Origin of the sequence: Pseudomonas pseudonitroreducens, assembly GCF_021603645.1 — a bacterium.
GTDB classification, from domain to species: Bacteria; Pseudomonadota; Gammaproteobacteria; order Pseudomonadales; family Pseudomonadaceae; genus Pseudomonas; species Pseudomonas pseudonitroreducens.
The window spans coordinates 246,726-271,820 of record NZ_BQHJ01000009.1 but is presented as its reverse complement, the minus strand read 5'-3'; the positions used below and the strand labels follow the sequence as shown (position 1 = coordinate 271,820).

22 protein-coding genes, 1 tRNA gene and 1 pseudogene are annotated in these 25,095 nt (G+C 64.3%); 15 read left to right on the top strand and 9 right to left on the bottom strand.

What is annotated here, in order from left to right; translation table 11 throughout:
• Window positions 1-212: 212 nt before the first annotated feature.
• Window positions 213-1,046, bottom strand: coding sequence for an alpha/beta fold hydrolase (locus L6D89_RS22395; protein WP_236201212.1), 834 nt, complete (start codon window positions 1,044-1,046; stop codon window positions 213-215).
• 256 nt (window positions 1,047-1,302) lie between these two features.
• Between L6D89_RS22395 and L6D89_RS22390 the strand changes: the two genes are divergently transcribed.
• Both L6D89_RS22390 and L6D89_RS22385 read left to right on the top strand, forming a co-directional pair.
• Window positions 1,303-1,656: a histone-like nucleoid-structuring protein, MvaT/MvaU family gene (locus tag L6D89_RS22390; RefSeq protein WP_236201211.1), complete on the top strand. Its 354-nt coding sequence runs from the start codon at window positions 1,303-1,305 to the stop codon at window positions 1,654-1,656.
• Window positions 1,657-2,096: 440 nt separating this feature from the next.
• Window positions 2,097-2,321 (top strand): hypothetical protein, encoded by a 225-nt coding sequence (locus L6D89_RS22385; RefSeq protein ID WP_236174994.1) that lies wholly within the window; start codon window positions 2,097-2,099, stop codon window positions 2,319-2,321.
• A gap of 67 nt (window positions 2,322-2,388) precedes the next feature.
• Here L6D89_RS22385 and L6D89_RS22380 read toward each other — a convergent pair whose 3' ends face one another.
• Both L6D89_RS22380 and L6D89_RS22375 read right to left on the bottom strand, forming a co-directional pair.
• Entirely contained in the window at window positions 2,389-2,910 is a 522-nt protein-coding gene (locus tag L6D89_RS22380; RefSeq protein WP_236201210.1) for a DUF4946 domain-containing protein, read from the bottom strand.
• 139 nt (window positions 2,911-3,049) lie between these two features.
• Window positions 3,050-3,126: transfer RNA gene (locus tag L6D89_RS22375), tRNA-Val, on the bottom strand.
• Between the two features lie 186 nt (window positions 3,127-3,312).
• Here L6D89_RS22375 and L6D89_RS22370 point away from each other — a divergent pair.
• Window positions 3,313-4,596 (top strand): NAD(P)/FAD-dependent oxidoreductase, encoded by a 1,284-nt coding sequence (locus tag L6D89_RS22370; RefSeq protein ID WP_045217794.1) that lies wholly within the window; start codon window positions 3,313-3,315, stop codon window positions 4,594-4,596.
• A gap of 35 nt (window positions 4,597-4,631) precedes the next feature.
• Here the strand turns inward: L6D89_RS22370 and L6D89_RS22365 are convergent, their stop codons facing one another.
• From L6D89_RS22365 to moaA, 5 genes are all read right to left on the bottom strand, one after another.
• Window positions 4,632-5,606 carry a formate/nitrite transporter family protein gene (locus L6D89_RS22365; RefSeq protein WP_236201209.1) on the bottom strand — a complete coding sequence of 325 codons (975 nt, stop codon included), beginning with the start codon at window positions 5,604-5,606 and terminating at the stop codon, window positions 4,632-4,634.
• 81 nt (window positions 5,607-5,687) lie between these two features.
• Complete coding sequence (locus L6D89_RS22360; RefSeq protein WP_236174991.1) at window positions 5,688-6,173, bottom strand: hypothetical protein; 486 nt, start codon at window positions 6,171-6,173, stop codon at window positions 5,688-5,690.
• Window positions 6,170-6,505 carry a low molecular weight protein tyrosine phosphatase family protein gene (locus L6D89_RS22355; protein WP_236201208.1) on the bottom strand — a complete coding sequence of 112 codons (336 nt, stop codon included), beginning with the start codon at window positions 6,503-6,505 and terminating at the stop codon, window positions 6,170-6,172. The genes L6D89_RS22360 and L6D89_RS22355 overlap by 4 nt, the downstream gene beginning before the upstream one ends.
• A 59-nt stretch (window positions 6,506-6,564) precedes the next feature.
• Window positions 6,565-7,395 carry a substrate-binding periplasmic protein gene (locus L6D89_RS22350; RefSeq protein WP_236201207.1) on the bottom strand — a complete coding sequence of 277 codons (831 nt, stop codon included), beginning with the start codon at window positions 7,393-7,395 and terminating at the stop codon, window positions 6,565-6,567.
• Window positions 7,396-7,458: 63 nt separating this feature from the next.
• Complete coding sequence (gene moaA / locus L6D89_RS22345) at window positions 7,459-8,454, bottom strand: GTP 3',8-cyclase MoaA (RefSeq protein ID WP_236201206.1); 996 nt, start codon at window positions 8,452-8,454, stop codon at window positions 7,459-7,461.
• A 192-nt stretch (window positions 8,455-8,646) separates the two neighbouring features.
• On the opposite strand from moaA, the gene L6D89_RS22340 reads away from it, so the two are divergent.
• Entirely contained in the window at window positions 8,647-9,300 is a 654-nt protein-coding gene (locus L6D89_RS22340) for a TetR/AcrR family transcriptional regulator (RefSeq protein WP_236174987.1), read from the top strand.
• A gap of 196 nt (window positions 9,301-9,496) precedes the next feature.
• Here the strand turns inward: L6D89_RS22340 and L6D89_RS22335 are convergent, their stop codons facing one another.
• Window positions 9,497-9,928, bottom strand: a complete 432-nt coding sequence (locus L6D89_RS22335) for a GlcG/HbpS family heme-binding protein (RefSeq protein WP_081518101.1) — start codon at window positions 9,926-9,928, stop codon at window positions 9,497-9,499.
• A 357-nt stretch (window positions 9,929-10,285) separates the two neighbouring features.
• Here L6D89_RS22335 and gcl point away from each other — a divergent pair, with 357 nt between their 5' ends.
• The 11 genes and pseudogenes from gcl (at window position 10,286) to L6D89_RS22280 (ending at window position 25,095) form a co-directional block, all read left to right on the top strand.
• Window positions 10,286-12,061: a glyoxylate carboligase gene (gene gcl, locus L6D89_RS22330; RefSeq protein WP_236201205.1), complete on the top strand. Its 1,776-nt coding sequence runs from the start codon at window positions 10,286-10,288 to the stop codon at window positions 12,059-12,061.
• 132 nt (window positions 12,062-12,193) lie between these two features.
• Window positions 12,194-12,976 carry a hydroxypyruvate isomerase gene (gene hyi / locus L6D89_RS22325; RefSeq protein WP_236201204.1) on the top strand — a complete coding sequence of 261 codons (783 nt, stop codon included), beginning with the start codon at window positions 12,194-12,196 and terminating at the stop codon, window positions 12,974-12,976.
• Window positions 12,977-13,139: 163 nt separating this feature from the next.
• Window positions 13,140-14,030, top strand: coding sequence for a 2-hydroxy-3-oxopropionate reductase (locus tag L6D89_RS22320; protein ID WP_045217803.1), 891 nt, complete (start codon window positions 13,140-13,142; stop codon window positions 14,028-14,030).
• Window positions 14,031-14,354: 324 nt separating this feature from the next.
• Window positions 14,355-15,617: pseudogene (locus L6D89_RS22315) on the top strand (glycerate kinase type-2 family protein); the annotation flags it as partial.
• A 260-nt stretch (window positions 15,618-15,877) separates the two neighbouring features.
• Complete coding sequence (gene pyk / locus L6D89_RS22310; protein WP_236174983.1) at window positions 15,878-17,308, top strand: pyruvate kinase; 1,431 nt, start codon at window positions 15,878-15,880, stop codon at window positions 17,306-17,308.
• Window positions 17,309-17,902: 594 nt separating this feature from the next.
• Window positions 17,903-18,817, top strand: a complete 915-nt coding sequence (locus L6D89_RS22305; protein ID WP_236201203.1) for an urea transporter — start codon at window positions 17,903-17,905, stop codon at window positions 18,815-18,817.
• 33 nt (window positions 18,818-18,850) lie between these two features.
• On the top strand, window positions 18,851-19,687 hold the full coding sequence (gene dapF / locus L6D89_RS22300) for a diaminopimelate epimerase (RefSeq protein ID WP_236201202.1): 837 nt from the start codon (window positions 18,851-18,853) through the stop codon (window positions 19,685-19,687).
• A 202-nt stretch (window positions 19,688-19,889) separates the two neighbouring features.
• Entirely contained in the window at window positions 19,890-21,134 is a 1,245-nt protein-coding gene (sstT, locus tag L6D89_RS22295) for a serine/threonine transporter SstT (RefSeq protein ID WP_236201201.1), read from the top strand.
• 89 nt (window positions 21,135-21,223) lie between these two features.
• Entirely contained in the window at window positions 21,224-22,084 is an 861-nt protein-coding gene (locus L6D89_RS22290) for an ion transporter (protein WP_236174979.1), read from the top strand.
• Window positions 22,085-22,220: 136 nt separating this feature from the next.
• Window positions 22,221-23,876, top strand: a complete 1,656-nt coding sequence (locus L6D89_RS22285) for a mucoidy inhibitor MuiA family protein (RefSeq protein ID WP_236201200.1) — start codon at window positions 22,221-22,223, stop codon at window positions 23,874-23,876.
• A gap of 220 nt (window positions 23,877-24,096) precedes the next feature.
• On the top strand, window positions 24,097-25,095 hold the full coding sequence (locus L6D89_RS22280) for a sulfate ABC transporter substrate-binding protein (protein WP_236201199.1): 999 nt from the start codon (window positions 24,097-24,099) through the stop codon (window positions 25,093-25,095).

The window sequence follows — 25,095 nt, the reverse complement described above, 5'->3', positions numbered from 1 at the left end:
CGAAAGGCCACATGGGTTGGGATGTGCCAGTAAGCGTCGCCCGCCGGGCAGGCCTGCCTCACAGTGGCAGGCGCCTTGTCGGCACCCTGCGCTTTCGCGCGCGGACGGAGATCACTGGAAGAAATCGAAAACCTGCCCGCAAACGATAGCGGGCAAGGCGGAGGATGTTACTGCAACTCAGAGGAACTGACGAGCGGCAACCCTGACTTCGCTCAGTATTGCTCGACAAATTCGAGAACGGCTCGATTGAAGGACGCCGGGCGGATCACATTCATGCCATGGGAGGCACCGGAAATCATCACTGACCGAGCATCAGCAAGGGTCGACTGCAACGCCTGGATGATTCGCGGAAACGGCTCCGGACTTTTAGCCCCACCGATCAGCAATACCGGCAACTGCAATTGCGCGATCTGCTCGCGATTAATTGGCACGGGATGATCAGCGACCTGCCCGACCAATGTCATGGCATTGGCTGTTGCCATTTCACGAAACTGACGCGAGGACTTCGACCAGACTCCCGCGCCACTAACGGTATCGACAAACAGCCGAAGCCCCTCCTCCGTCGCCCCCGCGCGAATCATCTGCAGAGCCTGAAGACGAAATTGATTGCGCTCGACGGGAGAATTTGGCGCCTCGATGTTTACCCCAGCAAAAACATCATCGGCAAAGTCGCCACCCGGATCAGCAAGCGTCAACGAAAGTAATTTACGAGGAGCCATCAACGCCAGCCGCAGACAGATATTCCCTCCGCGCGAATGCCCCAGCAGATGTACCGGACCAGGTATTTGATCGATCAATGCCAGCAGGTCGTCAACATGCTGCTTCGTCGTAAAGCCGACCCCCTCGCCATCCCACTGCTCCGGGAAACAGTGGCGCAAACTGGGCACTATTACGCGATACCGGGCCGACAAGACCTCGACCTGCCCCCGCCAGTAGCGGTAATCACAAAGCGACCCGTGCACCAACAGCAGCGGCGCACCCCGCCCGGCAACCTGGCACGTCAGTTCATAATCATTGACCCGATACTGCACTATCTCGTTATTCATCCGGCACTCGCACGCAACGCACCACAATAAAGCACACAATTTTTGCAGGGATTACTGCTCCACAGAAAATCCCGCCACAGCCTTTATCGCGCGCATTATCCATCATCGATCAATTAATCTGCCAACCTGGCGAGCCCAGCCAATATTTAAAGTGTGTTTCACCAATCGCAATAATTCATATATTCAGTTGACGCGAACAACCACCAGAACACAGAATCACGCCGTACTAATCAACCCTACATACGGGAGCAACCAGATGTCCAAACTTGCGGAATTCCGCGAAGCCGAGCGCAAACTCCAGGAGCAACTCGCGCTGCTCGAAAAACTCAAGAGCGATGGCGGCCTGAAGAAAGAACTGGAGTTCAAGGATCAACTGCAAGCCTTGATGGACCAGTACGGCATGAACCTGCGCAATGTCATCGACATTCTCGACCCGCAGACTTCCGCCGAACCTGCCAGCGCGCAGCCGCCGCGCCGCACTCGCCAACTGAAGGTTTACAAGAACCCGCACAATGGTGAAACCATCGAGACCAAGGGTGGCAACCACAAGACCCTGAAGGCCTGGAAACAACAGTACGGTGGCGACACCGTGGAGTCCTGGCTGCAATAGGACTGAGCTTCCGCGGAGCGCTCCCGCTCCGCGGAATCCCCACTCGCCCACCTCGCACTGACCGACGGCTGTATAAAAACTAGCCATCGCCAGCAGAAATCCTTATAATCGCCAGAGCGAACACCAAACCCAAGGTCGCCCCTCCCAGCACTCCCTACCCGATCCAGGGCAGAAGCTGGGCTCTACAGGGCCACGGCCAGCGCATCCTCCGCATCGATTCCAGAGCGCGCCAACCGCGCCAGGAACATTTGCCCGAGCGACCAGCGCCCCACGTCAGAACACCTGCCCGACCCAACGCCGCAGCCTGACGCGACCAGACCCCGAAGTTTCCAATCGCTGCCATATTCCGGTCACACGCCTTCTGCATTCTCAGATCGCACCCGGAGCTTTTGACGAATTCAACGGTCATAGGACCGTTACCTATTTGGAAAGACAAGACAATGAAAACCTCCCTGCAAATCCAGGAGGCGATTCGCACCCTTTCGGCGGCCTTCGCCCCTCTGAACTGCGTCATCCAGGCCAAGCGCAAGCACGGCTTCAGCTTCACTCTGGTGAACGAGCATGGCATTGCCAAGCACACCGAACGCCTCTACCCCCAGCAATACCTGGGCGAAGCCCCGCTGAACGCGGTTATCCAGCGAGTGCAAGCCACCATCGCTGCCTGAGCCTGAAAACGAAAAAGCCCCGCATGAGCGGGGCTTTTGCTTTTCTGCCTTCTATATAAGGAAGCAATCAGCGCAGGCTGATCCCCGCCTTCACCGATTCAATCTCTCCCGCCAGGTCCGCATAACGCTCTGACAGCGCCGCGTAGGTCAGTGAGTAAGCCGCCCCCTCACCCAGCGCAACCTGAACAGTCTGCTTCAGAACCTCAGTGCCGTTCTGGCTGATGCCACAGCGCACCTCCAGACCGTCGAACCCGCCGAGCCTGGCATCCAGCGGCTTGCTACATGCAGCCTGAAACCCCTGGCGCATGAAATCCTTCTGCAGCGCCTTGCGCATCTCGACGATGACATTCTCGACACTGACAGTGACGCCGGAACCAAGGCGACTGCGCGTCACCTCCATTACCAACTCCTGAGAACCATCCTCAGCCACGCGCACGCCGCGCTGGCGAACCACCGGCGCATCGGCCGCCACATCCGCAGGCGAGCGCGAAACCTCCCAGCCCTGCGGCCAGATCACCTGCATTTCAGCCAACGCAGGCAACGGCACCAACAGAGCTCCGAGCACCCACCAGAATCGCAGACCGCCCATCACCACCTCCGAGACATCCCAAGTGGACACCATAGCAGGCACACCAGCCGTTACCGCGGGTCGACAGCTTTCCTGCGGGCAAACAAAAAGGGCGATCCTTTCGGATCGCCCTTTTTGAAATCGCCGCAGCGATTTTGTTTGGTAGGCACAATTGGACTCGAACCAACGACCCCCACCATGTCAAGGTGGTGCTCTAACCAACTGAGCTATGTGCCTGTCGTGTGGGGCGCATTCTACGCGATCGTTTTCACCGGTCAAGCACTTTTTTCAGCTAAGCCACTGAAAAAGTGAATTTTTTTATGTTCGACCGTCCGTAAATTATTTTGCACGGGCACTAGCCGGCCAGATTCGACTCAGGTAGCATCCGCACATCTCGTAAAAAATAACAAACACAGGTGCATTATGCCGCACACTTCCTACCCCTCTTCCTATTACGCAGCTTCGGCCAACCCGGTCCCGGCCCGTCCTGAACTGCAGGGCGAGGTGGAAACCGATGTCTGCGTGATCGGCGCTGGCTACACCGGCCTGTCGACCGCCCTGTTCCTGCTGGAAAACGGTTTCAAGGTCACCGTACTGGAAGCCGCCAAGGTCGGCTTCGGTGCGTCGGGCCGTAACGGCGGCCAGATCGTCAACAGCTATAGCCGCGACATCGACGTCATCGAGCGCACCGTCGGCGCCAAGCAGGCCAAGCTGCTGGGCGACATGGCCTTCGAAGGCGGCCGCATCATTCGCGAGCGCATCGCCAAGTACAACATCCAGTGCGACCTGAAGGACGGCGGCGTGTTCGCAGCCCTCAGCGCCAAGCAGATGGGCCACCTGGAGTCGCAGAAAAAGCTGTGGGAACGCTTCGGCCACACCCAGCTGGAACTGATGGACGCCAAGCGCATCCGCGAAGTCGTCGGCACCGACAGCTATGTCGGCGGCATGCTCGACATGAGCGGCGGCCACATTCACCCGCTGAACCTCGCCCTGGGCGAAGCCGCGGCCGTGGAATCCCTGGGCGGCGTGATCCACGAGCAGTCCCCTGCCGTGAAGATCGACCGTGGCGCCAACCCGGTGGTACACACCCCGAAGGGCCGCGTGAAAGCCAAGTTCATCGTGGTAGCCGGTAACGCCTACCTCGGCGGCCTGGTGCCGGAGCTGGCTTCCAAGTCCATGCCGTGCGGCACCCAGGTGATCACCACCGAGCCGCTGAGCGCCGACCTGGCCAAGTCGCTGCTGCCGACCGACTACTGCGTCGAGGACTGCAACTACCTGCTCGACTACTACCGCCTGACCGGCGACAACCGCCTGATCTTCGGCGGCGGCGTGGTCTACGGCGCGCGCGATCCGTCGAACATCGAGGCGATCATTCGTCCGAAAATGCTCAAGGTCTTCCCGCAGCTGAAAGACGTGAAGATCGACTTCGCCTGGACCGGCAACTTCCTGCTGACGCTTTCGCGCCTGCCGCAGGTTGGCCGTATCGGCGACAACATCTATTACTCCCAGGGCTGTTCGGGTCACGGCGTGACCTACACCCACCTGGCGGGCAAGCTGCTGGCCGAAGTGCTGCGCGGCCAGGCCGAGCGCTTCGACGCCTTCGCCACCCTGCCGCATTACCCGTTCCCGGGCGGCCGCATGTTCCAGGTGCCGTTCTCCGCGATCGGTGCCTGGTACTACACCATGCGCGACAAGCTGGGCATCTGACGCCTCGCTTCACGCCGCACGAAAAAAACGGCGCCTCAGGGCGCCGTTTTTCTTTTCGGAGACTTCTCCGGCGGCGACGTATCGCTGCGTACCTGGGCGTGGCTCATCAGGGCGAATATCAGACTACCGCCGACGATGTTGCCCACCAGCGTCGGCAAGGCGAAATCGATGACGAACGCCGCCAGCCCCACTTCCCCGGCGAACATCAGGTAGCCCACCTCGCAGGTGCCGACCACGATGTGGCTGAAGCTGCCCAAGGCCATCAGGTAGGTGACCAGGAAGATGATCCACACCTTGGCGTTCTCCGCCGCCGGTACCAGCCAGACCATGGTGGCGATCATCCAGCCGGAGACGATGCCCTTGGAAAACATCTGCCAATGGTCGTTCTCCATGACCTCGCGGCCGATCTCAAGGAATGCCTGATCCGCCTTGGTATCGAAGATCGGCAGGTGCAGCATGCCGTAGGCGAACAACAGCGCGCCGACGATATTGCCCAGCAGTACCACCGACCACAGGCGCAGCAACTGGCCGAACTTCTCCAGGGTCGGCTCGCTCATCACCGGCAGTACCGCCGTCAGGGTGTTCTCGGTGAACAGTTGCTGGCGTGCGAGGATGATTGCCAGGAAGCCGACCGGGTAGCCGAGACTGGTAGTGATCACCGCCATGTCGTGGTCCGGCAGACGCGCGCGGAACAGCCCCATGGCCATCAACGACAGGCCAATGGTCAGCCCGGCGGCCAGCGCCGACCACCAGAGCGCCGCCAGTGTGCGCTCCAGTTCGTGATTGCCTTGCAGGCGAATGACTTCGTGCAGTACCAGCGCGCGGGGCGGCTGGCTCTTCTCGACTTTGCGACGCTCTTCGGCAGAAAGATCGTCCGCGGTATCGCCGCTCGCCTTCGACTCCCGGGCCTGGGTGCGCGGTGCGGTCTTGCGCTTTGCGGCAGAGTCGCTGCCTTTGCTACGCGGCCGCGACTGGGCTGCGCCGCGAGCGGGCGGTTTTTCGGTGGCCATGCGGAGCACCTCGCTGGGACAGTGCAGATTTAGGCTGCGACCGCTGCGCTTCGGTTCCGGAAATCTTGGCGTGCGCCGAACTCAGGAACTCGGCTCGATCCGCAACTGGCGCCAGTCGGTGTGCAGATGGCCGAGATAGACGCAGCCGAGACCACGGGGAAAGAGTATGTGCTCAGGACCGATTCCCGGCCCTTCAAGACGCAGCAGTCGCCCCCAAGGGTGATGACTGACGCGCCCGCGCACGTCTTCGACCATCCCACCGCGCCACCAATGGATGGCGGCCTCGGCATCCTCGACGCCTTCGGGCTCCACGATGCGCACAGGCTCATCACGCCAGCCGATCACCCGCTGCGGATCGAACCCCGCCTGCTGCGCAAGCGGCAGCGGCACAATCCACAACCCGCCGCCGCGCTCTTCCAGCGACACGGCCAGCTCACACCATTGCGGCTGCTCCAGCGCCCAGAGCAGGTCGCCATCGATTTCCAGCGAAGGCTCGGGCTGGGCCTGGATACGGAACCCCGGGCAGACCAGCACTGCATCCCGGAGTGCAATACGGACTGCGCTCACGCCTGCCCCTGCCGCAGAAGAGGCCCGACCTTGAGTTCGAGAACCCGCACCAGCTCGGGCTGCAGGTAGTCGTAGTCATCGGGGATATCCAGGCACACCAGGCGCTTGCCGCGCATCGCCACGGGGAATCGGCGCAGCAACGCCTGCCGACGCCGGCGCTCCATGACGAACACCAGATCGGCCCATTCCAGCTGCTCGACACCCAGCAGTACCTCCGCGTTCAGGGCCAGACCGGCGGAGTCGGTCTCGACCTCCGGCCAGTTGGCGAAGACAACTTCGGCAGTGGGACTGCGCAAGCGGTTGCGGCTACAGATGAACAAAGCGCGGCGCACTTCATCCTCCCTACGGCTGGCGCGCAAACGACAGCGGCGATTCTAGGGAAGATGGCAACTTACGGCGACTTCTGTTTCGCTTTCTGCCGCTCGAGGAAATCCACCTTCCACTGCTCGACGCCCAGGTGCTCGGAGTCCAGGCTCGCCTCGACGCCATACTTGGCCTTGAGCGCGGCGACCTCCTTGGCATGGTCGACGAGGAAGCGGTCGAAGCGCTGGATCAGTTCGCCCTGCTTCACGCTGGAAAGGTGGAACGTGCTGCGGGTATGCGGTAGCGAAGGATCGAACACCAGCGCGCCGGGCTTGGCGCGAATGTTGTCCAGGTAGTAAGTGGCGACCACCACATTGAAGTAGGCGCCGTCGGCCTGTTTCTTCAGCGCGGCATGCACCATCTGCCGCAGGTCGGCGCTGGGCGCCAGGCTGATCTGCCCGGCCTGGATCGGCGCCTCGTAGCCCCGCGGCGTCCAGCCTTCCACCAGCGCCAGCCGCTTCAGCGCGCCGATGCCCTGCCCCAGTCGCTCCGGCGCCACCAGCACGCCATCGACGTACTGCGTCACCGGCTGGCTATAGCGCAGGGTCTTGCCGGCCTTCTGTTCAGGTGCCCAGTCGGGATTGTCGGGATACTTGAGATCGACCGCGCCGGAGAGCAGCGCCGGCAACAGCGCATCCACTGGCAGCGGGCGGTATTCCAGGCTGATGCCGCTGCTGCTGGCGAACAGATCCAGCACATCACGGGCGAAGCCGTGGTAATTGCCCTGGGCATCGGTGCTGTAGTGCGGGGCGAAGGGAAGGTTCTCGACGCCGACCACGTAGGTCTGCGCCACGACAGGAGCGGAAATGACGGGGGACAGGATGCTGGCGAGCGCCCAGCAGAAGGCCTTGAGCTTCAAACGACTCTCCTTGTGACGTGTTGTTGTTCTATCGGGCAGGTCAGGCAACCCGCCGTGGCGGACTCAGCCGCCGGTCATGCTCATGAAGCGCAGCACCTGTACTTGCTGATCCGCTTCGAAGTGGTGACGTTCGGGCTTGAGCTGCAGCGCCTGCATCAGCGCTTCGCGCAGACGCACGCTGTCGCCAGGGTGTTCGCGCAGCAGCTGGCGCAGGTCCAGCGCGCCTTCATGGCCGAGGCAGAGCACCAGCTTGCCTTCGGCAGTCACCCGTACCCGATTGCAGTCGCCACAGAAGTTGTGGCTGTGCGGGGAGATGAAGCCGATGCGACTGGCGTAGCCGTCGATACGGTAGTAGCGCGAAGGCCCGCCGCTGCGCTCGGGCGTGGGCAGCAACTGCCAGCGCTCGGCAAGTTGCGCACGGACTTCATCGCTGCTGCACAGCGTCTGCTTGCGCTCGTGGCTGCTGACGCTGCCCAGCGGCATCTCCTCGATGAAGCTGATATCGATACCCTTGGCCAGGGCAAACTCCACCAGGTCGCCGACTTCGTCGTCGTTGCGACCCTTCTGCACCACAGCGTTGAGCTTGATGCGCTCGAAGCCGGCTTCCCGCGCAGCGTCGATGCCATCGAGCACCTGCTCCAGCTTGTCGGAACGGGTGAAGGCGGCGAAGCGCTCGCGGCGCAGGGAATCCAGACTGATGTTCAGACGGCGCACGCCGGCAGCACGCAGTTCCGCCGCGCGCTCACGCAGCTGCGAGCCATTGGTGGTGATGGAGAGGTCGTCCAGTTCAGGCCGAGCGCCCAGGCGCGCCAGCAGGCCGGCCAGGCCCTTGCGCACCAGCGGCTCGCCGCCGGTGATGCGGATGCGCTTCACGCCCAGGCCGATGAACGCATCGGCCACCGCCTCCAGTTCTTCCAGGCTCAACACCTGGTCGCGCGGCAGGAACTGCATGTCTTCGCTCATGCAATAGGTGCAGCGGAAGTCGCAGCGGTCGGTGACCGACAGGCGCAGGTAGGTGATGCGTCGACCGAAGGGGTCGACCAACTGGGAATCGGACATTGGGGTTCCGGATGGCAGGTGCCGAACGAAAGTGCGCTAGAAATACCTCAGAACTACGCTGCTGTACACAGAAAACCGACCCACGAGTCAGGAAAATGCGTACAAGCGCCTGAGTTGAGGGCTTCCGGAGCCCGGTGCTACCATGCCCGGCTTAGTTGGGTGACCACGCAATACAAGAAAGAAGACCAGCCAATGACCAGCATTCGCGAGCGTAACCGCCGCCTGATCCTGCGCGCAGCCAGCGAGGAATTCGCCGAGAAGGGTTTCGCGGCGACCAAGACCAGCGACATCGCCGCTCGCGCCGGGCTGCCCAAGCCCAACGTCTACTACTACTTCCAGTCCAAGGAAAACCTCTACCGCAGCGTGCTGGAAAGCGTGGTGGAGCCTTTACTGCAGGCCTCTGCGCCGTTCCGCGAGGACGATGAACCGAGCGAGGCGCTGCGTGCCTATATCCGCTCCAAGGTGAAGATTTCCCAGGAGCTGCCGCATGCCTCCAAGGTGTTCGCCAGTGAACTGATGCACGGTGCGCCGCACCTGCCCAAAGAGTATCTGGACGAGCTGAACGCCCAGGCCCAGCGCAACATTGCCTGCCTGCAGAGCTGGATCGACCGCGGCCTGCTGGCGCCGGTGGACCCGCACCACCTGCTGTTCACCATCTGGGCAGCAACCCAGACCTACGCCGATTTCGACTGGCAGATCTCCATGGTCACCGGTAAGACCAGCCTGAGCGACGCGGATTTCGAAGCGGCCACCGAGACCATCACTCGCCTGGTGCTGCGCGGCACCGCGCCGGACAACGGCAGCGAGCCCAAGCCGCAGGGGCGTTTGCGGCCGTTGTCGATCTAACGGTTTTCAACCGCTGCCGCATGGGTATCGCTTCGCTCCACCCATCCTACCGGTGCCGCGGAAACGCGTAGGAGCGAGCTTGCTCGCGAACCCGCTTTACACCTGATACATCCGGCGCATTTGGCGGTTCGCGAGCAAGCTCGCTCCTACAAATTCGGCCAGGCGCGCGACGAACGCGCGCCCTTCCCTTCTTCGATCAGCCCGCGTCAGCGACCAGGCCCAGCGCCTGCACACCGCGGATCGCGCACTGCTCATCGATATCCGAGACATCGCCGCTGATGCCGATGGCGCCGATCACTTCATTGGCCGAATTGCGGATCAGCACGCCACCCGGCGCCGGCACCACATTGCCCTGCGCCAGCGTATTCACCGCGGCAATGAACGATGGGCGCTGCTGGGCGTCCGCCGCCAGCACCCGCGACGACTTGCCCAGCGCCACCGCGCCCCACGCCTTGCCGATGGCGATCTGCGGGCGAAGCATGCTCGCGCCGTCCTCACGCTGCAGGCTCAACAGGTGTCCGCCAGCGTCCAGCACGGCGATGGTCAGCGGTGCGGTGGACAGCTCGCGACTGGCCACCAGGGCGTGACGGGTGATGTCCAGTGCGGTTTCCAGACTCAGGGTGCTCATGAGGTTTTCCTCTTCAAGTTGATAAGGCAGGTCAAGGTCGATAAGCCGGGGCCGCGCCATGCACACAGATGAATGCTGCGCACACGCGTATCAGAAATCTGTACGCAATCTAGTAGCCGAAGGTCTCACCCAAAGCAACTTAAAAGGACAATATGCATCTATTTTTGTATACATTTTTTCAAACGATAGTTTGACCCTGCGTTCAGGTTTTCTCCGAAACCAGCGCAGTAGGCGGCTTTCAGCGAAAAATGACCGCTCAGTCCCTCGTATACAACCCGTCTTGACCTTCGTCGAATTGCCTGCCTAGAATCGCCTCAACTTTTGTACACAATCAGTATAAGAACCGAGGAACAAAATATGGCCAGAATGAGAGCAATCGAGGCTGCCGTACTCGTCATGCGTCGCGAAGGTGTCGATACCGCCTTCGGCGTACCGGGCGCCGCCATCAACCCCATGTACGCGGCCATGAAGAAACTCGGTGGCATCGATCACGTCCTGGCCCGCCACGTGGAAGGCGCCTCGCATATGGCCGAGGGCTACACCCGCACCAACGCCGGCAACATCGGCGTGTGCATCGGCACCTCCGGCCCGGCCGGCACCGACATGGTCACCGGCCTGTACTCGGCTTCCGCCGACTCCATCCCGATCCTCTGCATCACCGGCCAGGCTCCCCGTGCGCGCATGCACAAGGAAGACTTCCAGGCCGTGGACATCACCAGCATCGTCAAGCCAGTCACCAAGTGGGCGACCACCGTGCTGGAGCCGGGCCAGGTGCCCTACGCCTTCCAGAAGGCCTTCTTCGAAATGCGCAGCGGCCGCCCCGGCCCGGTGTTGATCGACCTGCCGTTCGACGTGCAGATGGCCGAGATCGAATTCGACATCGACGCCTACGAGCCGCTGGCGGTCAACAAGCCCAAGGCCACCCGCGCCCAGGCCGAAAAAGCCCTGGCCCTGCTCAATGACGCCGAGCGCCCGCTGCTCTGCGCCGGCGGCGGCATCATCAACGCCGACGCTTCCGACAAGCTGGTGGAATTCGCCGAGCTGACCGGCGTGCCGGTGGTCCCGACCCTGATGGGCTGGGGCACCATCCCCGACGATCACCCGCTGATGGCCGGCATGTGCGGCCTGCAAACCTCGCACCGCTACGGCAACGCCACCGTGCTGGAATCGGACATGGTGTTCGGCATCGGCAACCGCTGGGCCAACCGTCACACCGGTTCGGTCGACGTCTACACCGCTGGCCGCAAGTTCGTCCACGTGGACATCGAACCGACCCAGATCGGCCGCGTCTTCACCCCGGACCTGGGTATCGTCTCCGACGCCGGCTCCGCCCTGGACGTGTTCCTGGAAGTGGCCCGCGAGTGGAAAGCCGCCGGCAAGCTGAAGGACCGCAGCGCCTGGGTCGAGTCCTGCCGCGAGCGCAAGCGCACGATGCAGCGCAAGACCCACTTCGACAACGTGCCGGTCAAGCCGCAGCGCGTCTACGAGGAGATGAATGAGTTTTTCGGCAAGGACACCTGCTACGTCAGCACCATCGGTCTGTCGCAGATCGCCGGCGCGCAATTCCTGCACGTGTACAAGCCGCGCCACTGGATCAACTGCGGCCAGGCCGGCCCGCTGGGCTGGACCATTCCGGCAGCGCTGGGCGTGGTCAAGGCCGACCCGAGTCGCCAGGTCGTCGCGCTGTCGGGCGACTACGACTTCCAGTTCATGATCGAAGAGCTGGCCGCCGGCGCGCAGTTCAACCTGCCGTATATCCACGTGCTGGTGAACAACTCCTACCTGGGCCTGATTCGCCAGGCACAGCGCGGCTTCGAAATCGACTACTGCGTGCAGTTGGCCTTCGACAACGTCAACGCGCCAGAACTCAACGGCTACGGCGTGGACCACGTCGCGGTGGTGGAAGGTCTGGGTTGCAAGGCAATCCGCGTGTTCGATCCGAACCAGATCGGCGCGGCCTTCGCCCAGGCTCGCGAGCTGATGCAGCAGCACCGTGTACCGGTGGTGGTCGAGGTCATCCTGGAGCGCGTTACCAACATCTCCATGGGTACCGAGATCAACGCGGTCAACGAGTTCGAAGAGCTGGCTCTGAAAGGCGTCGACGCACCGACTGCCATCTCGCTGCTGGACTGATAGAACCGAACGACTCCTCCCTGCGGGGAGGAGCTGGGGGTGGACATTTCCTGGCGGAGAGTCCCCCACCCCCTGCTCTCTTTCAAAAAGAAGCCGAGCACCACGCACCACCCGTTCAACAGGAGTGACCCCATGCCCCGTTTCTGCGCCAACCTGTCCATGCTGTTCACCGAGGTGGACTTCCTCGACCGCTTCGACGCCGCCGCACGCGCCGGTTTCAGCGGTGTCGAGTACCTTTTTCCGTATGACGTCGAGGCCGAGGTGATCAAGGCCCGCCTGGACGCCAACAAGCTCGAGCAAGTGCTGTTCAATCTGCCTGCCGGCGATTGGGCCAAGGGCGAGCGCGGCATCGCCTGCCACCCGGACCGCGTCGAGGAATTCCGCGCCGGTGTCGACAAGGCCATCGCCTACGCCAAGGTCCTGGGCAACACCCAGGTCAACTGCCTGGCCGGCATCCGTCCGCAGGGCTACGACTGCGCGACCATCGAGAACACCTTCCTGAACAACCTCGAGTACGCGGCCGGCAAGCTCGAAGCCGCGGGCATCAAGCTGGTCATGGAAATGATCAACACCATCGACATTCCCGGCTTCTACCTGCAGACCACCCGGCAGGCCCAGGACATCCGCGAGAAGGTCGGCAGCGCCAACCTGTTCCTGCAGTACGACATCTACCACATGCAGATCATGGAAGGTGACCTGGCGCGGACCATCGAGAAGAACCTCGCCTCGATCAACCACGTGCAGTTGGCCGACAACCCCGGCCGCCACGAGCCGGGCACCGGCGAGATCAACTACCGCTTCCTGTTCGACCACCTGGACCGCGTTGGTTACCGCGGCTGGGTCGGCTGCGAATACAAGCCCAAGACCACCACCGAAGCCGGCCTTGGCTGGCTGAAGAGCCACAACGTCGTGTGACCCGACTCACTTCGTAGGATGGCGTGGAGCGCAGCGATACCCATCGACCCCGGCACCACTTGGTGATGGGTATCGCAAGCTCCACCCATCCTACGGCCTGCACATCGACTCCCTGGGTACGCGGGGAGCCGAAACCCAACAAGAACAACCAGGAGAATTCCTCATGGCCAAAATCGGATTCATCGGCACCGGCATCATGGGCCTGCCCATGGCGCTGAACCTGCAGAAAGCAGGTCACCAGATCTTCGTTTCCACCCATCACGATGCCGCTCCGGCCGAGCTGGCCAGCGGCGGCGCCGTCGCCCTGGCCAACCCGAAGGAAGTCGCCCAGGAAGCCGAGTTCATCATCGTGATGGTCCCGGACACCCCGCAGGTCGAAGACGTACTGTTCCGCAAGGACGGCATCGCCGAGGGCGTGGGTCCGAACAAGGTGGTGATCGACATGAGCTCGATCTCCCCCACCGCCACCAAGACCTTCGCCGAGAAGATCAAGGCCACCGGTGCGCAATATCTGGACGCCCCGGTCTCCGGCGGTGAAGTCGGCGCCAAGGCCGCTTCGCTGAGCATCATGGTCGGCGGCTGCCCGAACACCTTCGAACGCGCCCTGCCGCTGTTCCAGGCCATGGGCAAGAACATCACCCGCGTCGGCGGCAATGGCGATGGCCAGACCGCCAAGGTGGCCAACCAGATCATCGTCGCCCTGAACATCCAGGCCGTCGCCGAAGCCCTGCTGTTCGCCGCCAAGAACGGCGCCGACCCGGCCAAGGTGCGTGAAGCGCTGATGGGCGGCTTCGCCTCCTCGCGCATCCTCGAAGTGCACGGCGACCGCATGGTCAAAGGCACCTTCGATCCGGGCTTCCGCATCAGCCTGCACCAGAAGGACCTCAACCTGGCCCTGGCCGGCGCGCGCGAACTGGGCCTGAACCTGCCCAACACCGCCAACGCCCAGCAGGTGTTCAGCACCTGCGCGGCCATCGGCGGCAGCAACTGGGACCACTCCGGCCTGATCAAGGGCCTGGAGCACATGGCCAACTTCTCCATCCGCAAGGACTGAAGAAGCACGCCCGCAGGATGGCGTGGGGCGCAGCGATACCCATCGATCCCGGCACCACTGGGTGATGGGTATCGCAAGCTCCAGCCATCCTACGAAAGCAAGGCGTAGGGCGGATAACGCCAACGGCGTTATGCGCCAGCCAGAGCAAGGTGACGGGCGAGGTTATGGGAGTGGCGTCGCCCGCCATGCTGCAAAGCGACTCGAACACCCGGCCGGTGGGAATCACGGCCTTGCCGGCCGGGGCGTTCGAATCCATCGCTGAGTCTCCTTCCTCAAGGCGACTGAGCCATGGATACACCACAACAAGAATCACGGGAGCCTGTCATGAGCCTGGACCCACGCGCCTTCCTGCGCGAGCTGTTCGACACCGCCATTGCCGCCGCGCACCCGGCCCAGGTACTGGCGCAGCACCTGCCCACCGATAAAGGTGGCCGCACCATCGTCATCGGCGCCGGCAAGGCCGCCGGGGCCATGGCCGAAGTCGCCGAGCAACACTGGAACGGCCAGGTCGAAGGCCTGGTCGTCGCGCCCTACGGCTACGGTGCGCAGTGCCGCAGCATCGAAGTGGTGGAGGCCTCGCACCCGGTACCGGACGACGCCGGCGAACGCGTTGCCCGTCGCGTGCTGGAGCTGATCAGCGGCCTCTCCGAGAACGACCGGGTGATCTTCCTGCTCTCCGGCGGCGGCTCTGCCCTGCTCGCCCTGCCGGCCGAAGGCATCAGCCTCGACGACAAGCGCAGCGTGAACAAGGCACTGCTGAAATCCGGCGCCGCCATCAGCGAAATGAACTGCGTGCGCAAGCACCTCTCCGCCATCAAGGGCGGTCGCCTGGCGCGTGCCTGCTGGCCGGCCAGTGTGTACACCTACGCGATTTCCGATGTGCCCGGCGACGAAGCCACGGTAATTGCCTCCGGCCCCACCGTGGGCGACCCGACCACCTCGGCCGACGCCCTGGCGATCCTCAAGCGCTACGCCATCGAAGTCCCGGCGAACGTGCGCGCCTGGCTGGAAGACCCGCGCTCGGAAACGGTAAAGCCCGGTGACGAATGCCTGTCGCGCAGCCACTTCAAGCTGATCGCCACGCCCCAGCATGCCATCGACGCGGTAGCCGCCAAGGCCGAAGCCGCTGGCATTCCGACACTGATCCTCGGCGACCTGGAAGGCGAATCCCGCGAGGTGGCCAAGGTCCACGCCGGCATCGCCCGACAGGTTCGCAAGCATGGCCAGCCGCTGAAGGCGCCGTGCCTGATCCTCTCCGGTGGCGAGACCACCGTCACCGTGCGCGGCAACGGCCGTGGCGGACGCAACGCCGAGTTTCTCCTCAGCCTCACCGCCGACCTGAAAGGTGAACCGAACATCTGGGCCCTGGCGGGGGACACCGACGGCATCGACGGCATGGAAAGCAACGCCGGTGCCCTGATGAGCCCGTGCAGTTACAGCCGCGCCCTCAAGGCCGGCCTGAACCCGCTGCACGAACTGGACAACAACAACGGCTACGGCTTCTTCGCCGAACTGGGCGACCTGGTGATCACCAAGCCGACCCGCACCAACGTCAACGACTTCCGCGCCATCCTGGTCCTCGAGAATGCAGGCTCGAATCAGGTGATTTCGTCGGCCGCGACGGAGGCCAGCTTGTCGCAGGGCGAGGCGCGAGGAGAGAGATTTGGTGATTCCAGATGACCAACGAGCAACGCCGCACTGCGACAAGCTGGCCCCGTCCCTTCGGGTTGCGTGTCAGCGTTCGCCATGCGTCGGCGAAGGGAACGCCATTAGCTGCATTCCGCGTCTAGCCTGGCGAACGCTTACCCAGCAACGCGGCCACGAAATAACCTGATTCGAGCCTGATTATGACTCCGGATAAAAAAGTAAAGATTCTGGCGACCCTGGGCCCGGCGATCAAAAGCCGCGACGACATCCGCGCCCTGGTGGAAGCCGGCGCCAACCTGTTCCGCCTGAACTTCAGCCACGGCGAGTACAGCGACCACGCCCAGCGTTTCGCCTGGGTGCGCGAAGTGGAAGCCGAACTGAACTACCCCATCGGCATTCTCATGGACCTGCAAGGGCCGAAGCTGCGCGTGGGCCGTTTCGCCGAGGGCGCGGTGCAACTGGAGAAGGGCCAGACCTTCACCCTCGACCTCAACGACGCACCGGGCGATGCCCAGCGTGTCATGCTGCCCCACCCGGAAATCATCCAGGCGCTGGAACCGGGCATGAGCCTGCTGCTGGACGACGGCAAGATTCGCCTGCAGGTGCTCAATGCCCACAGCGATGCCATCGAGACCCGCGTGATGAACAGCGGCGAACTGTCCGACCGCAAGGGCGTCAACGTCCCCGAGGCCGTGCTCAAGCTCAGCCCGCTGACCGCCAAGGACCGCCGTGACCTGGAATTCGGCCTGGAGCTGGGTGTGGACTGGGTCGCCCTGTCCTTCGTGCAGCGCCCCGAAGACATCGAAGAAGCTCGCGCGCTGATCGGCGACAAGGCCTTCCTCATGGCCAAGATCGAGAAACCTTCGGCGGTGCAGTCCATCGAAGCCATCGCCCGCCTCTCCGACGCGATCATGGTCGCCCGTGGCGATCTGGGCGTGGAGATGCCGGCCGAGAGCGTGCCAGGCATCCAGAAGCGCATCATCCAGGTCTGCCGCCAGCTCGGCCGCCCGGTGGTGGTCGCAACGCAGATGCTCGAATCGATGCGCTTCTCCCCGGCGCCGACCCGCGCCGAAGTGACCGACGTGGCCAACGCCGTCAGCGAAGGCGCCGACTGCGTGATGCTCAGCGCCGAAAGCGCCTCGGGCCAGTACCCGCGTGAAGCGGTGGAGATGATGGCGAAGATCATCCGCCAGGTCGAAGCCGAGCCGGACTACCAGGCGACCCTGGAGATCAACCGCCCGGAACCGGACGCCACCGTCTCCGACGCCATCAGCTGCGCGATCCGCCGGATCAGCCGCATCCTGCCGGTGGCGGTGCTGGTGAACTACACCGAGTCCGGCGCCTCGACCCTGCGCGCCTCCCGCGAGCGGCCCAAGGCACCGATCCTCAGCCTCACCCCGCAACTGAAATCCGCCCGCCGCCTGACCGTGGCCTGGGGCGTCCACTCGGTGGTCAATGCGCAGCTCGCCCATGTCGACGAGATCTGCTCCACCGCCCTGGACATCGCCCTGGCCCAGCGCATGGCGCGCCGTGGCGACACCGTGGTGATCACCGCCGGCGTGCCCTTCGGCCAGCCGGGCAGCACCAATATGCTGCGCATCGAGACGGTGGCGCCGGCATTGGGGGCTTAAGGTTTAGAGCGGCAAGAGCGCCCTCACCCCAGCCCTCTCCCGGAGGGAGAGGGAGCCGTCCGGAGCGACGTCGGGACAAGGCGCTCATTGTAGATACCGTGCTGCAAAGGAGTTATCCGGGTAGCACTGATCTGGCAGCCACGCCGACCTGCTCCCTCTCCCTCTGGAGCGGGGCGCGCAGCCAGGGCTGGGGTGAGGGACAGCGATCTGACAGGAGAAACACCGAGTTCAGGAGCCACGCGCGACAGCGTGCCTCCGCACCGAGTCACTCCCGGACGGACGGGGCCGGGAATACGGGGCCGCGTCCCCGTCCGTCCGGGTTTGACCTTGCTACTGAGTGCTTCAGCAGCAGAAACATGAGCACCGAATGCTTGTCGGTCCATGGCCCCCACGCAGCAACTCCCAATGCTGGCCATGGAACTTTGAGGCTGTTGGCGGCGATCCCGCCGGCAGCCTCTTTTCTTTTTCCAACCCCGTGGCGCGGCCCCGTATGGCGGCGTCACACAATGCTCACGCACTGCTCGTCGATGGGGCCACGACGCCCCACACCCAGCGAAGCGCTGCGGAGCCCCATTCAACCTGCCCTGTATCCCCATGCACCTGAACCCCCTCTCCTGGAAACATCAGCTCCGCACCCGGCTGATCGGCTTCGGCCAGATCTACCTGCAGGCCGACGCCCGTTTCGGCCTGATCCTGCTGCTGACCATTGCCTGGGCCGCACCGCAGCTGCTACCCGGCGCCTTGCTCGGTGCCCTGCTCGGCCCGCTCACTGCGCGCTTCGTGCGCGAGCCGCACGCCGACATCGACGCCGGCCTGCACGACTACAACCCGATCCTCATCGGCCTGCTGCTGCCCTTCGTGTTCCAGTGGTCGCTGGGGTTGGTGATGCTGACCATCGCCGCCATCCTCACCAGCGTGGCGGTGCAGGCCGTGCTGCTGCGCCAGTCACGCCAGCGCTTCGGCCTACCGGCCTATACCTCGGCCTTCGTGCTGCTGGGCTGGGTGTCGGTGACGCTGGGCCAGGCCCTTGGCTTCGCGCCGGCGGCCGCGACCGCCTGCCTGTCTTGCGGCACGGTGAACCCGTTGCTGGACTCGACGACGCTGGGCTTCGGCGAGGTGATCTTCCTCGGCGAACCACTCGCCGGCCTGACCATCGCCCTCGGCCTGCTGCTGGCGGATCGTCGCGCCGCGTTCTGGGCGCTGGTCGGCGCCGCGGGCGCCTTGGCCATCGCGCCGCTGTTCGGCCTGCCTGCCGCCTCCGCTGAGGCCGGGCTGCTCGGGCTGAACGGCGCACTGGCCGGGATCGCCCTGGCGCTGCGCTTCCGCAGCCCCCTGGCGCCATTGTGCGGCATCCTCCTGGCGGTGCTGCTGCAGCCATGCTTTGCGCGGGTCGGCCTGCCCGCCTTCACCGCGCCCTTCATCCTCGCCTGCTGGCTGGTGATCCTCGGCCAGCGCGTGCTGGATGCGCTGCTGAGCCAGGGAACGGAAAGCACCGGGCCGCGTGTATAGTCGGGGCCTCCCCACTGGCGACGGACCGCGACCATGCACTTCGTGAAATACCAGGCTTTGGGCAATGACTATCTGGTGTACGCCGGCAAGGCACCCTTTGCCCTGACGTCGGCGCAGATCGGCCGGGTCTGCGACCGCCACTTCGGCATCGGTTCCGACGGCATCCTGCTGGCGAATCACAGTGACAGCGCCTTCGGCCTGCGCATCCTCAACCCGGACGGCTCCGAAGCGGAGAAGAGTGGCAACGGCCTGCGCATCTTCTCCCGCTATTTATGGGACTGCGGACTGGTTGCCGGACAGCCGTTCGACATCGTCACCGCCGGTGGCACCGTTACCAGCCAGGTGTTCGACGAGGGCTGCAGCGTGGAGGTTTCCATGGGCCACGCCGAGTTCGCCTGTGCACGGATTCCGGTACTGATCGATGCCCCCGAGGCATTGGACTATCCACTGGAAGTCGACGGCGTGTCGCTGAAGATCAACGCCGTTTCCATGGGCAATCCGCACTGCGTGGTCTTCGTCGAACAGACCAGCCCCGAGCTGGCCCGCCGTCTTGGTCCGCTGCTGGAAAACCACCCGCTGTTCCCCCGCCGCAGCAACGTGCAGTTCGTCCAATGGCTCGCTCGCGATGCGCTGCGCGTGGAAATCTGGGAGCGCGGCGCCGGCTACACGCTGTCGTCGGGTACCAGCAGCTGCGCCGCCGCCTCGGTGGCACGCCGGCTCGGCCTGTGTGACGAGAAGATCGAACTGCACCTGGCTGGCGGGCTGCTGCAGATCCGCGTCGACGATCACTTCCAGGTGACCATGCGCGGCGCCGTGCAGCGGGTTGCCGGTATCGACCTGGACCCTGAATCCTTCGCCGACCTCGGCTGACAGCCACTTTTCCCCAAGTGACCGGCATGGATCAATGCCAGCTCGCGCCTGGCCGTCCAGACTCGCCCAGACACCTGAAGAAGCCCAACCTGACCGATCAATCGACGGATTGCCGCGCATTCGCCGCCCTCAGACGGCATAATCCGCGCCCTCTCGCACCCGGCCCGCCGGGGCGATCCCACTTCCAGCAGCGAACGATGTCATGACGCTTCCAACTCCCACCCTCCTGCAGCGGCTCAAGGGCACCAGCCTGGTCCTGCGGATCTTCATCGGCATGCTCTGCGGCATCGCCCTCGCGGTGCTCTGGCCGCAAGGCGCGATCGCGGCCAGCCTGCTCGGCAAACTGTTCATCTCCGCCCTGAAGGCCGTGGCGCCGGTACTGGTCCTGGTGCTGGTGATGGCCTCCATCGCCAACCACAAGCAGGGCCAGCGCACCCACATCCGGCCGATCCTGCTGCTGTACCTGATCGGTACCTTCTCGGCAGCGGTGGTCGCGGTGATCGCCAGCTTCACGTTCCCCTCCACCCTGGTGCTGAGCGCGCCGACCAGCGAACTGGCGCCGCCCGGTGGCATCGGTGAAGTCATGCGTGCCCTGCTGTTCAGCGTCACCACCAACCCGGTGAAGGCGCTGCTGGAAGCCGACTTCATCGCCATCCTCGCCTGGGCCATCGGCCTGGGCATCGCGTTGCGCCACGCTCGCCAGAGCACCCGCGACCTGCTCGATGACATGGCAGGCGGCGTGACCCTGATCGTCCGCGTGGTAATCGCCTTCGCCCCACTGGGCATCTTCGGCCTGGTGGCCGGCACCATCGCCGAATCCGGCTTCGACGCGTTGCTCGGCTACCTGCACCTGCTGGCCGTGCTGCTGGGCTGCATGCTGTTCGTGGCGCTGGTGGTCAACCCGCTGATCGTCTTCAGCAAGATCCGCCGCAACCCCTATCCGCTGGTGCTGCTGTGCCTGCGCGAAAGCGGCATCACCGCCTTCTTCACCCGCAGCTCGGCAGCCAACATCCCGGTCAACCTGCAACTGTGCGAACGCCTGGGCCTGCACGAGGACACCTACTCGGTGTCGATCCCGCTGGGCGCGACCATCAACATGGCTGGCGCCGCCATCACCATCAGCGTGCTGACGCTGGCGGCGGTACACACCTTAGGGATAGCCGTGGACCTGCCCACAGCCATCCTGCTCAGCGTGGTCGCTTCGGTCTGCGCCTGCGGCGCGTCCGGCGTGGCCGGCGGCTCGCTGCTGCTGATCCCGCTGGCCTGCGGCCTGTTCGGTATCTCCAGCGAGGTGGCGATGCAGGTGGTGGCGGTCGGCTTCATCATCGGCATCCTCCAGGACTCGGCCGAGACCGCACTGAACTCATCCACCGACGTGCTGTTCACCGCTGCGGCCTGCATCGCCGAGGGCGACGTGGACGAACCCTCGGCAGGCGAACGCGCCTGACCGGGCCTTCCCAGACGCGGACCGGGGTGGCTGCGGCCACCCCGGCGCATCTCGGCTAAGGTGTCTGAATCGCCTCTGCGGATTCCCCCATGGCCGACTCTCCCAACTGGCGCCAGCGTCTCTACGTCATCATCTTCCAGTCCGACACCATCGCCGGACGACGCTTCGACAGTGCGCTGCTGGTGTTCATCCTCGCCAGCCTGCTGGTGGCCTTCCTCGACAGCGTCGGACGCATCCACCAGCAATTCGGCAGCCTGCTCAGCGGTGTCGAATGGTTCATCAGCGGGTTGTTCCTGATCGAATACCTGCTGCGCCTGTACTGCTCGCCCAAACCACTGCGCTATGCCTTGAGCTTCTACGGGCTGATCGATCTGCTGGCGGTGCTGCCTGGCGTCATCGCGCTGTTCTACCCCGATGCCCAGTACCTGCTGGTGGTGCGCGTGGTACGGCTGCTGCGCATCTTCCGCATCCTCAAGCTGCGCCAGTACCTGCGCCAGGCCGATTTCCTGCTCACGGCGCTACGCGGCAGCCGGCAGAAGATCACCGTGTTCTTCCTCTCGGTAATGAGCCTGGTGACGGTGTTCGGCTCGCTGATGTACGTAGTCGAGGGCCCCGAGCACGGCTTCACCAGTATTCCGCGCAGCATCTACTGGGCCATCGTCACCCTGACCACCGTGGGCTTCGGCGACATCACCCCGAAAACGCCGCTGGGCCAGGCCATCGCCAGCCTGGTGATGCTCACCGGCTATTCGATCATCGCCGTGCCCACAGGCATCTTCAGCGCCGAGTTGCACAACGCCATGCGCCCGGAGCGCCCGCCGGGGCAACTGGACAAGCCCTGCCCGGCCTGCGCCAAAGGCAGCCACGAGGCCGCCGCAGCGTTCTGCTCGCGCTGCGGCAATCCCCTGTTTCCACGGGCAGACGACAGCGCCCGGGCCGAGGCCGAATGACCGTTCGTCGCCGGTAACGGCATGACTGCCAGCAAGGCCAACCCGTTGTTCGTGTTCCCCTCGTCACAAGCAGCATGGACGGACGCCATCGTGGTGCTCCGCCGTGCCGGCCGCCCTTCAGGCCCGAGGTGAGCACATGCCCTTCCGATTCCACCCACTGATTCTGGCCATGGCCGGCGCGCTGGCCAGCACCCCGCTGCTGGCCACCCCGCAGGTGGCCGACAGCCGTATCAGCGCAGTGACCGTCTACACCGACCGCGCCATCGTCACCCGCACCGCCACCCTGCAACTGCCCGCTGGCCAGCACGAGATCGCCCTCGAACAGTTGCCCCTGCGCATCGACGACAACAGCCTGCAGGCTTCGCTCAGCGCCAGCGCCGCCGCGACCTTGCTCGACGTCAGCAGCGCCCCGCAGGTATCGCCGCCCTCGGAGGACAATCGCCTGCAACAGCTGGAAGCGCAGCTGCGCGATATCGAACGGCAGGAGCGCGAGATCAGCGACCGCGGCAGCGTGCTGGAAAACCAGAAGCAGTTCCTCGCCGACATCCAGGCCAGCAGTACCAAGCCAGGCAAGAACCAGGCGCTGCCGAGCATCGACGAACTGAAGAACCTGCTGCAGATGAGCGAGGGCAACCTGGGCCGTATCCTCGACGAGCAGCGCAAGCTCGACCAGCAGAGCGAGGAACTGCAGCAGCGCAAGCAGGAGCTGGAAAACCAGCGCAGCCACCTGGCCGGCGACGGCACCCACTACAAGCGCGCCATCCTCCGCGTGGCGCTGGAGAAGCCTGCGCAGGTCCGTCTGCAGCTCAGCTACACGCTCTACGATGCCTCCTGGCGCCCGGCCTATGACGCCCGCCTGCGCGACGGCGAGGACAAGATCGAGATGACCTACCAGGGCATCGTCCGGCAGAGCAGCGGCGAGGACTGGACCGACGTCGACCTCACCCTGTCCACCGCGCGCCCCAACCTGGGCAGCAGCGTGCCGGCGCTTTCGCCGTGGTTCGTCGACACCTTCGACCCGCGCACGGTACTGGCCGCCAGGCCCGCTCCGGCACCCGCCGCGCCGATGATGGCGATGGAAGCGAAGAAGGCCCAGCGCTTCGTCGCGGACGAGCAGGCCGTGGCCGGCTCACTGGCGGAAATGCCGGTTGCCGTCGCCGAAGTCAGCGCTGCCACCACCAGCGCCTCCTTCCATATCCCGACCCGCGCCACGCTGAACAGCGACGGCAGCTCGCAGAAGGTATCCATCGCCCAGTTCAAGCTGCCGGCGACCTTCCGCTACCTCGCCACGCCTTCGTTGCGCGAAGCCGCCTACCTGCAGGCCGACACCCGCAACGCCAGCGACTATCCGCTGCTGCCCGGCAAACTCAACACCTACCTGGGCAACACCTTCGTCGCCAGCGACCAACTGCGCGCGGTGATGCCGGGCGAGACCTTCGAGCTGGCCCTGGGCGGCGACGAGGCAATGTCGATCAAGCGCAAGCTGGTCAACCGCTACACCGACTACACCGGCCTCACTGGCGGCCGCAAGCGCGTCACCTACGAGTTCCGCATCGACGCGCAGAACAACCACAAGAGCGAGCAGCGCCTGCAGTTCAAGGACCAGTTGCCAGTCTCGCGCAACGAACAGATCAAGGTGGCGCTGCTGGAGCCCGAAGGCCAGGCGATCGCCCGCGAGGACGACGGCAAGCTGCTGTGGGACTGGCAACTGAAGCCGGGCGAGAAACGCAGCACGACCCTCAAGTTCAGCGTCGAGTATCCCAAGGAGCTGGAAGTCAGCGGGCTGGACTGAGCCCTGCACTGCAGCCATTGCCCGGCCGGCCTGCTAGGCTGCCGGGCAACCGCTCTCGGCATGGGGGCAGCAAGCACGGCGCCAGCGGCCCGGGGAAAGCGCCCCGCAGGGAGCTTGCCAACCCCTGTCCCCGCATAAGCAAATAGCCTTTAAGTATTTAAGTGGCATATAACCTGTCGGCATAATCGACACCCAACAACACTGCCAAAAGGAACTGCTCGTGAAACGTCTGTTCAGCGCCTCGCTGCTGGCCGCCGGCCTCGCCCTGGCCTCCACCGCCCAGGCCGCCCAGCCCCTGCTCAACGTCTCCTACGACGTGATGCGCGACTTCTACAAGGACTACAACGCCGCCTTCCAGAAGCACTGGCAGGTCGAGAAAGGCGAGAAGATCACCATCCAGATGTCCCACGGCGGTTCCAGCAAGCAGGCGCGCGCCGTGATCGACGGCTTGCCGGCCGACGTCATCACCATGAACCAGGCCACCGATATCGACGCCCTCGCCGACAATGGCGGGCTGGTGCCGAAGGACTGGGCCACTCGCCTGCCCAACGACAGCGCGCCGTTCACCTCCGCCACCGTGTTCATCGTGCGCAAGGGCAACCCCAAGGGCCTGAAGGACTGGAACGACCTGGTGAAGCCGGGCATACAGGTCGTGGTGCCGAACCCGAAGACCTCGGGCAACGGCCGCTACACCTACCTCTCCGCCTGGGGCTACGCGCAGAAGCACGGCGCGGATGAAGCCAAGGCCAAGGAATTCGTCGCCCAGCTGTTCAAGAACGTCCCGGTGCTGGATACCGGCGGCCGTGCGGCAACCACTACCTTCATGCAGAACCAGATCGGCGACGTGCTGGTGACCTTCGAGAACGAAGCCGAGATGATCGCCCGCGAGTTCGGCCGTGGCGGCTTCGAAGTGGTCTACCCGAGCGTCTCCGCCGAAGCCGAGCCGCCGGTGGCCGTGGTCGACAAGGTGGTCGACAAGAAAGGTACCCGCGCCGAGGCCGAGGCCTACCTGAAGTACCTGTGGTCCGACGAAGGCCAGACCATCGCGGCGAACAACTACCTGCGTCCGCGCAATCCGGAAGTGCTGGCCAAGTTCTCCGACCGCTTCCCGAAGGTGGACTTCTTCTCTGTAGTGAAGACCTTCGGTGACTGGCGCACCGTGCAGAAGACCCACTTCGCCGACGGTGGCGTGTTCGACCAGATCTACACCCCGAACTAA

Bases quoted from the DNA above. Each gene is read 5' to 3' on its own strand.
- L6D89_RS22395 (WP_236201212.1), bottom strand. From the start codon at position 1,046: ATGAATAACGAGATAGTGCAGTATCGGGTCAATGATTATGAACTGACG.
- L6D89_RS22390 (WP_236201211.1), top strand. From the start codon at position 1,303: ATGTCCAAACTTGCGGAATTCCGCGAAGCCGAGCGCAAACTCCAGGAG.
- L6D89_RS22385 (WP_236174994.1), top strand. From the start codon at position 2,097: ATGAAAACCTCCCTGCAAATCCAGGAGGCGATTCGCACCCTTTCGGCG.
- L6D89_RS22380 (WP_236201210.1), bottom strand. From the start codon at position 2,910: ATGGGCGGTCTGCGATTCTGGTGGGTGCTCGGAGCTCTGTTGGTGCCG.
- L6D89_RS22370 (WP_045217794.1), top strand. From the start codon at position 3,313: ATGCCGCACACTTCCTACCCCTCTTCCTATTACGCAGCTTCGGCCAAC.
- L6D89_RS22365 (WP_236201209.1), bottom strand. From the start codon at position 5,606: ATGGCCACCGAAAAACCGCCCGCTCGCGGCGCAGCCCAGTCGCGGCCG.
- moaA (WP_236201206.1), bottom strand. From the start codon at position 8,454: ATGTCCGATTCCCAGTTGGTCGACCCCTTCGGTCGACGCATCACCTAC.
- L6D89_RS22340 (WP_236174987.1), top strand. From the start codon at position 8,647: ATGACCAGCATTCGCGAGCGTAACCGCCGCCTGATCCTGCGCGCAGCC.
- L6D89_RS22335 (WP_081518101.1), bottom strand. From the start codon at position 9,928: ATGAGCACCCTGAGTCTGGAAACCGCACTGGACATCACCCGTCACGCC.
- gcl (WP_236201205.1), top strand. From the start codon at position 10,286: ATGGCCAGAATGAGAGCAATCGAGGCTGCCGTACTCGTCATGCGTCGC.
- hyi (WP_236201204.1), top strand. From the start codon at position 12,194: ATGCCCCGTTTCTGCGCCAACCTGTCCATGCTGTTCACCGAGGTGGAC.
- L6D89_RS22320 (WP_045217803.1), top strand. From the start codon at position 13,140: ATGGCCAAAATCGGATTCATCGGCACCGGCATCATGGGCCTGCCCATG.
- pyk (WP_236174983.1), top strand. From the start codon at position 15,878: ATGACTCCGGATAAAAAAGTAAAGATTCTGGCGACCCTGGGCCCGGCG.
- L6D89_RS22305 (WP_236201203.1), top strand. From the start codon at position 17,903: ATGCACCTGAACCCCCTCTCCTGGAAACATCAGCTCCGCACCCGGCTG.
- dapF (WP_236201202.1), top strand. From the start codon at position 18,851: ATGCACTTCGTGAAATACCAGGCTTTGGGCAATGACTATCTGGTGTAC.
- sstT (WP_236201201.1), top strand. From the start codon at position 19,890: ATGACGCTTCCAACTCCCACCCTCCTGCAGCGGCTCAAGGGCACCAGC.
- L6D89_RS22290 (WP_236174979.1), top strand. From the start codon at position 21,224: ATGGCCGACTCTCCCAACTGGCGCCAGCGTCTCTACGTCATCATCTTC.
- L6D89_RS22285 (WP_236201200.1), top strand. From the start codon at position 22,221: ATGCCCTTCCGATTCCACCCACTGATTCTGGCCATGGCCGGCGCGCTG.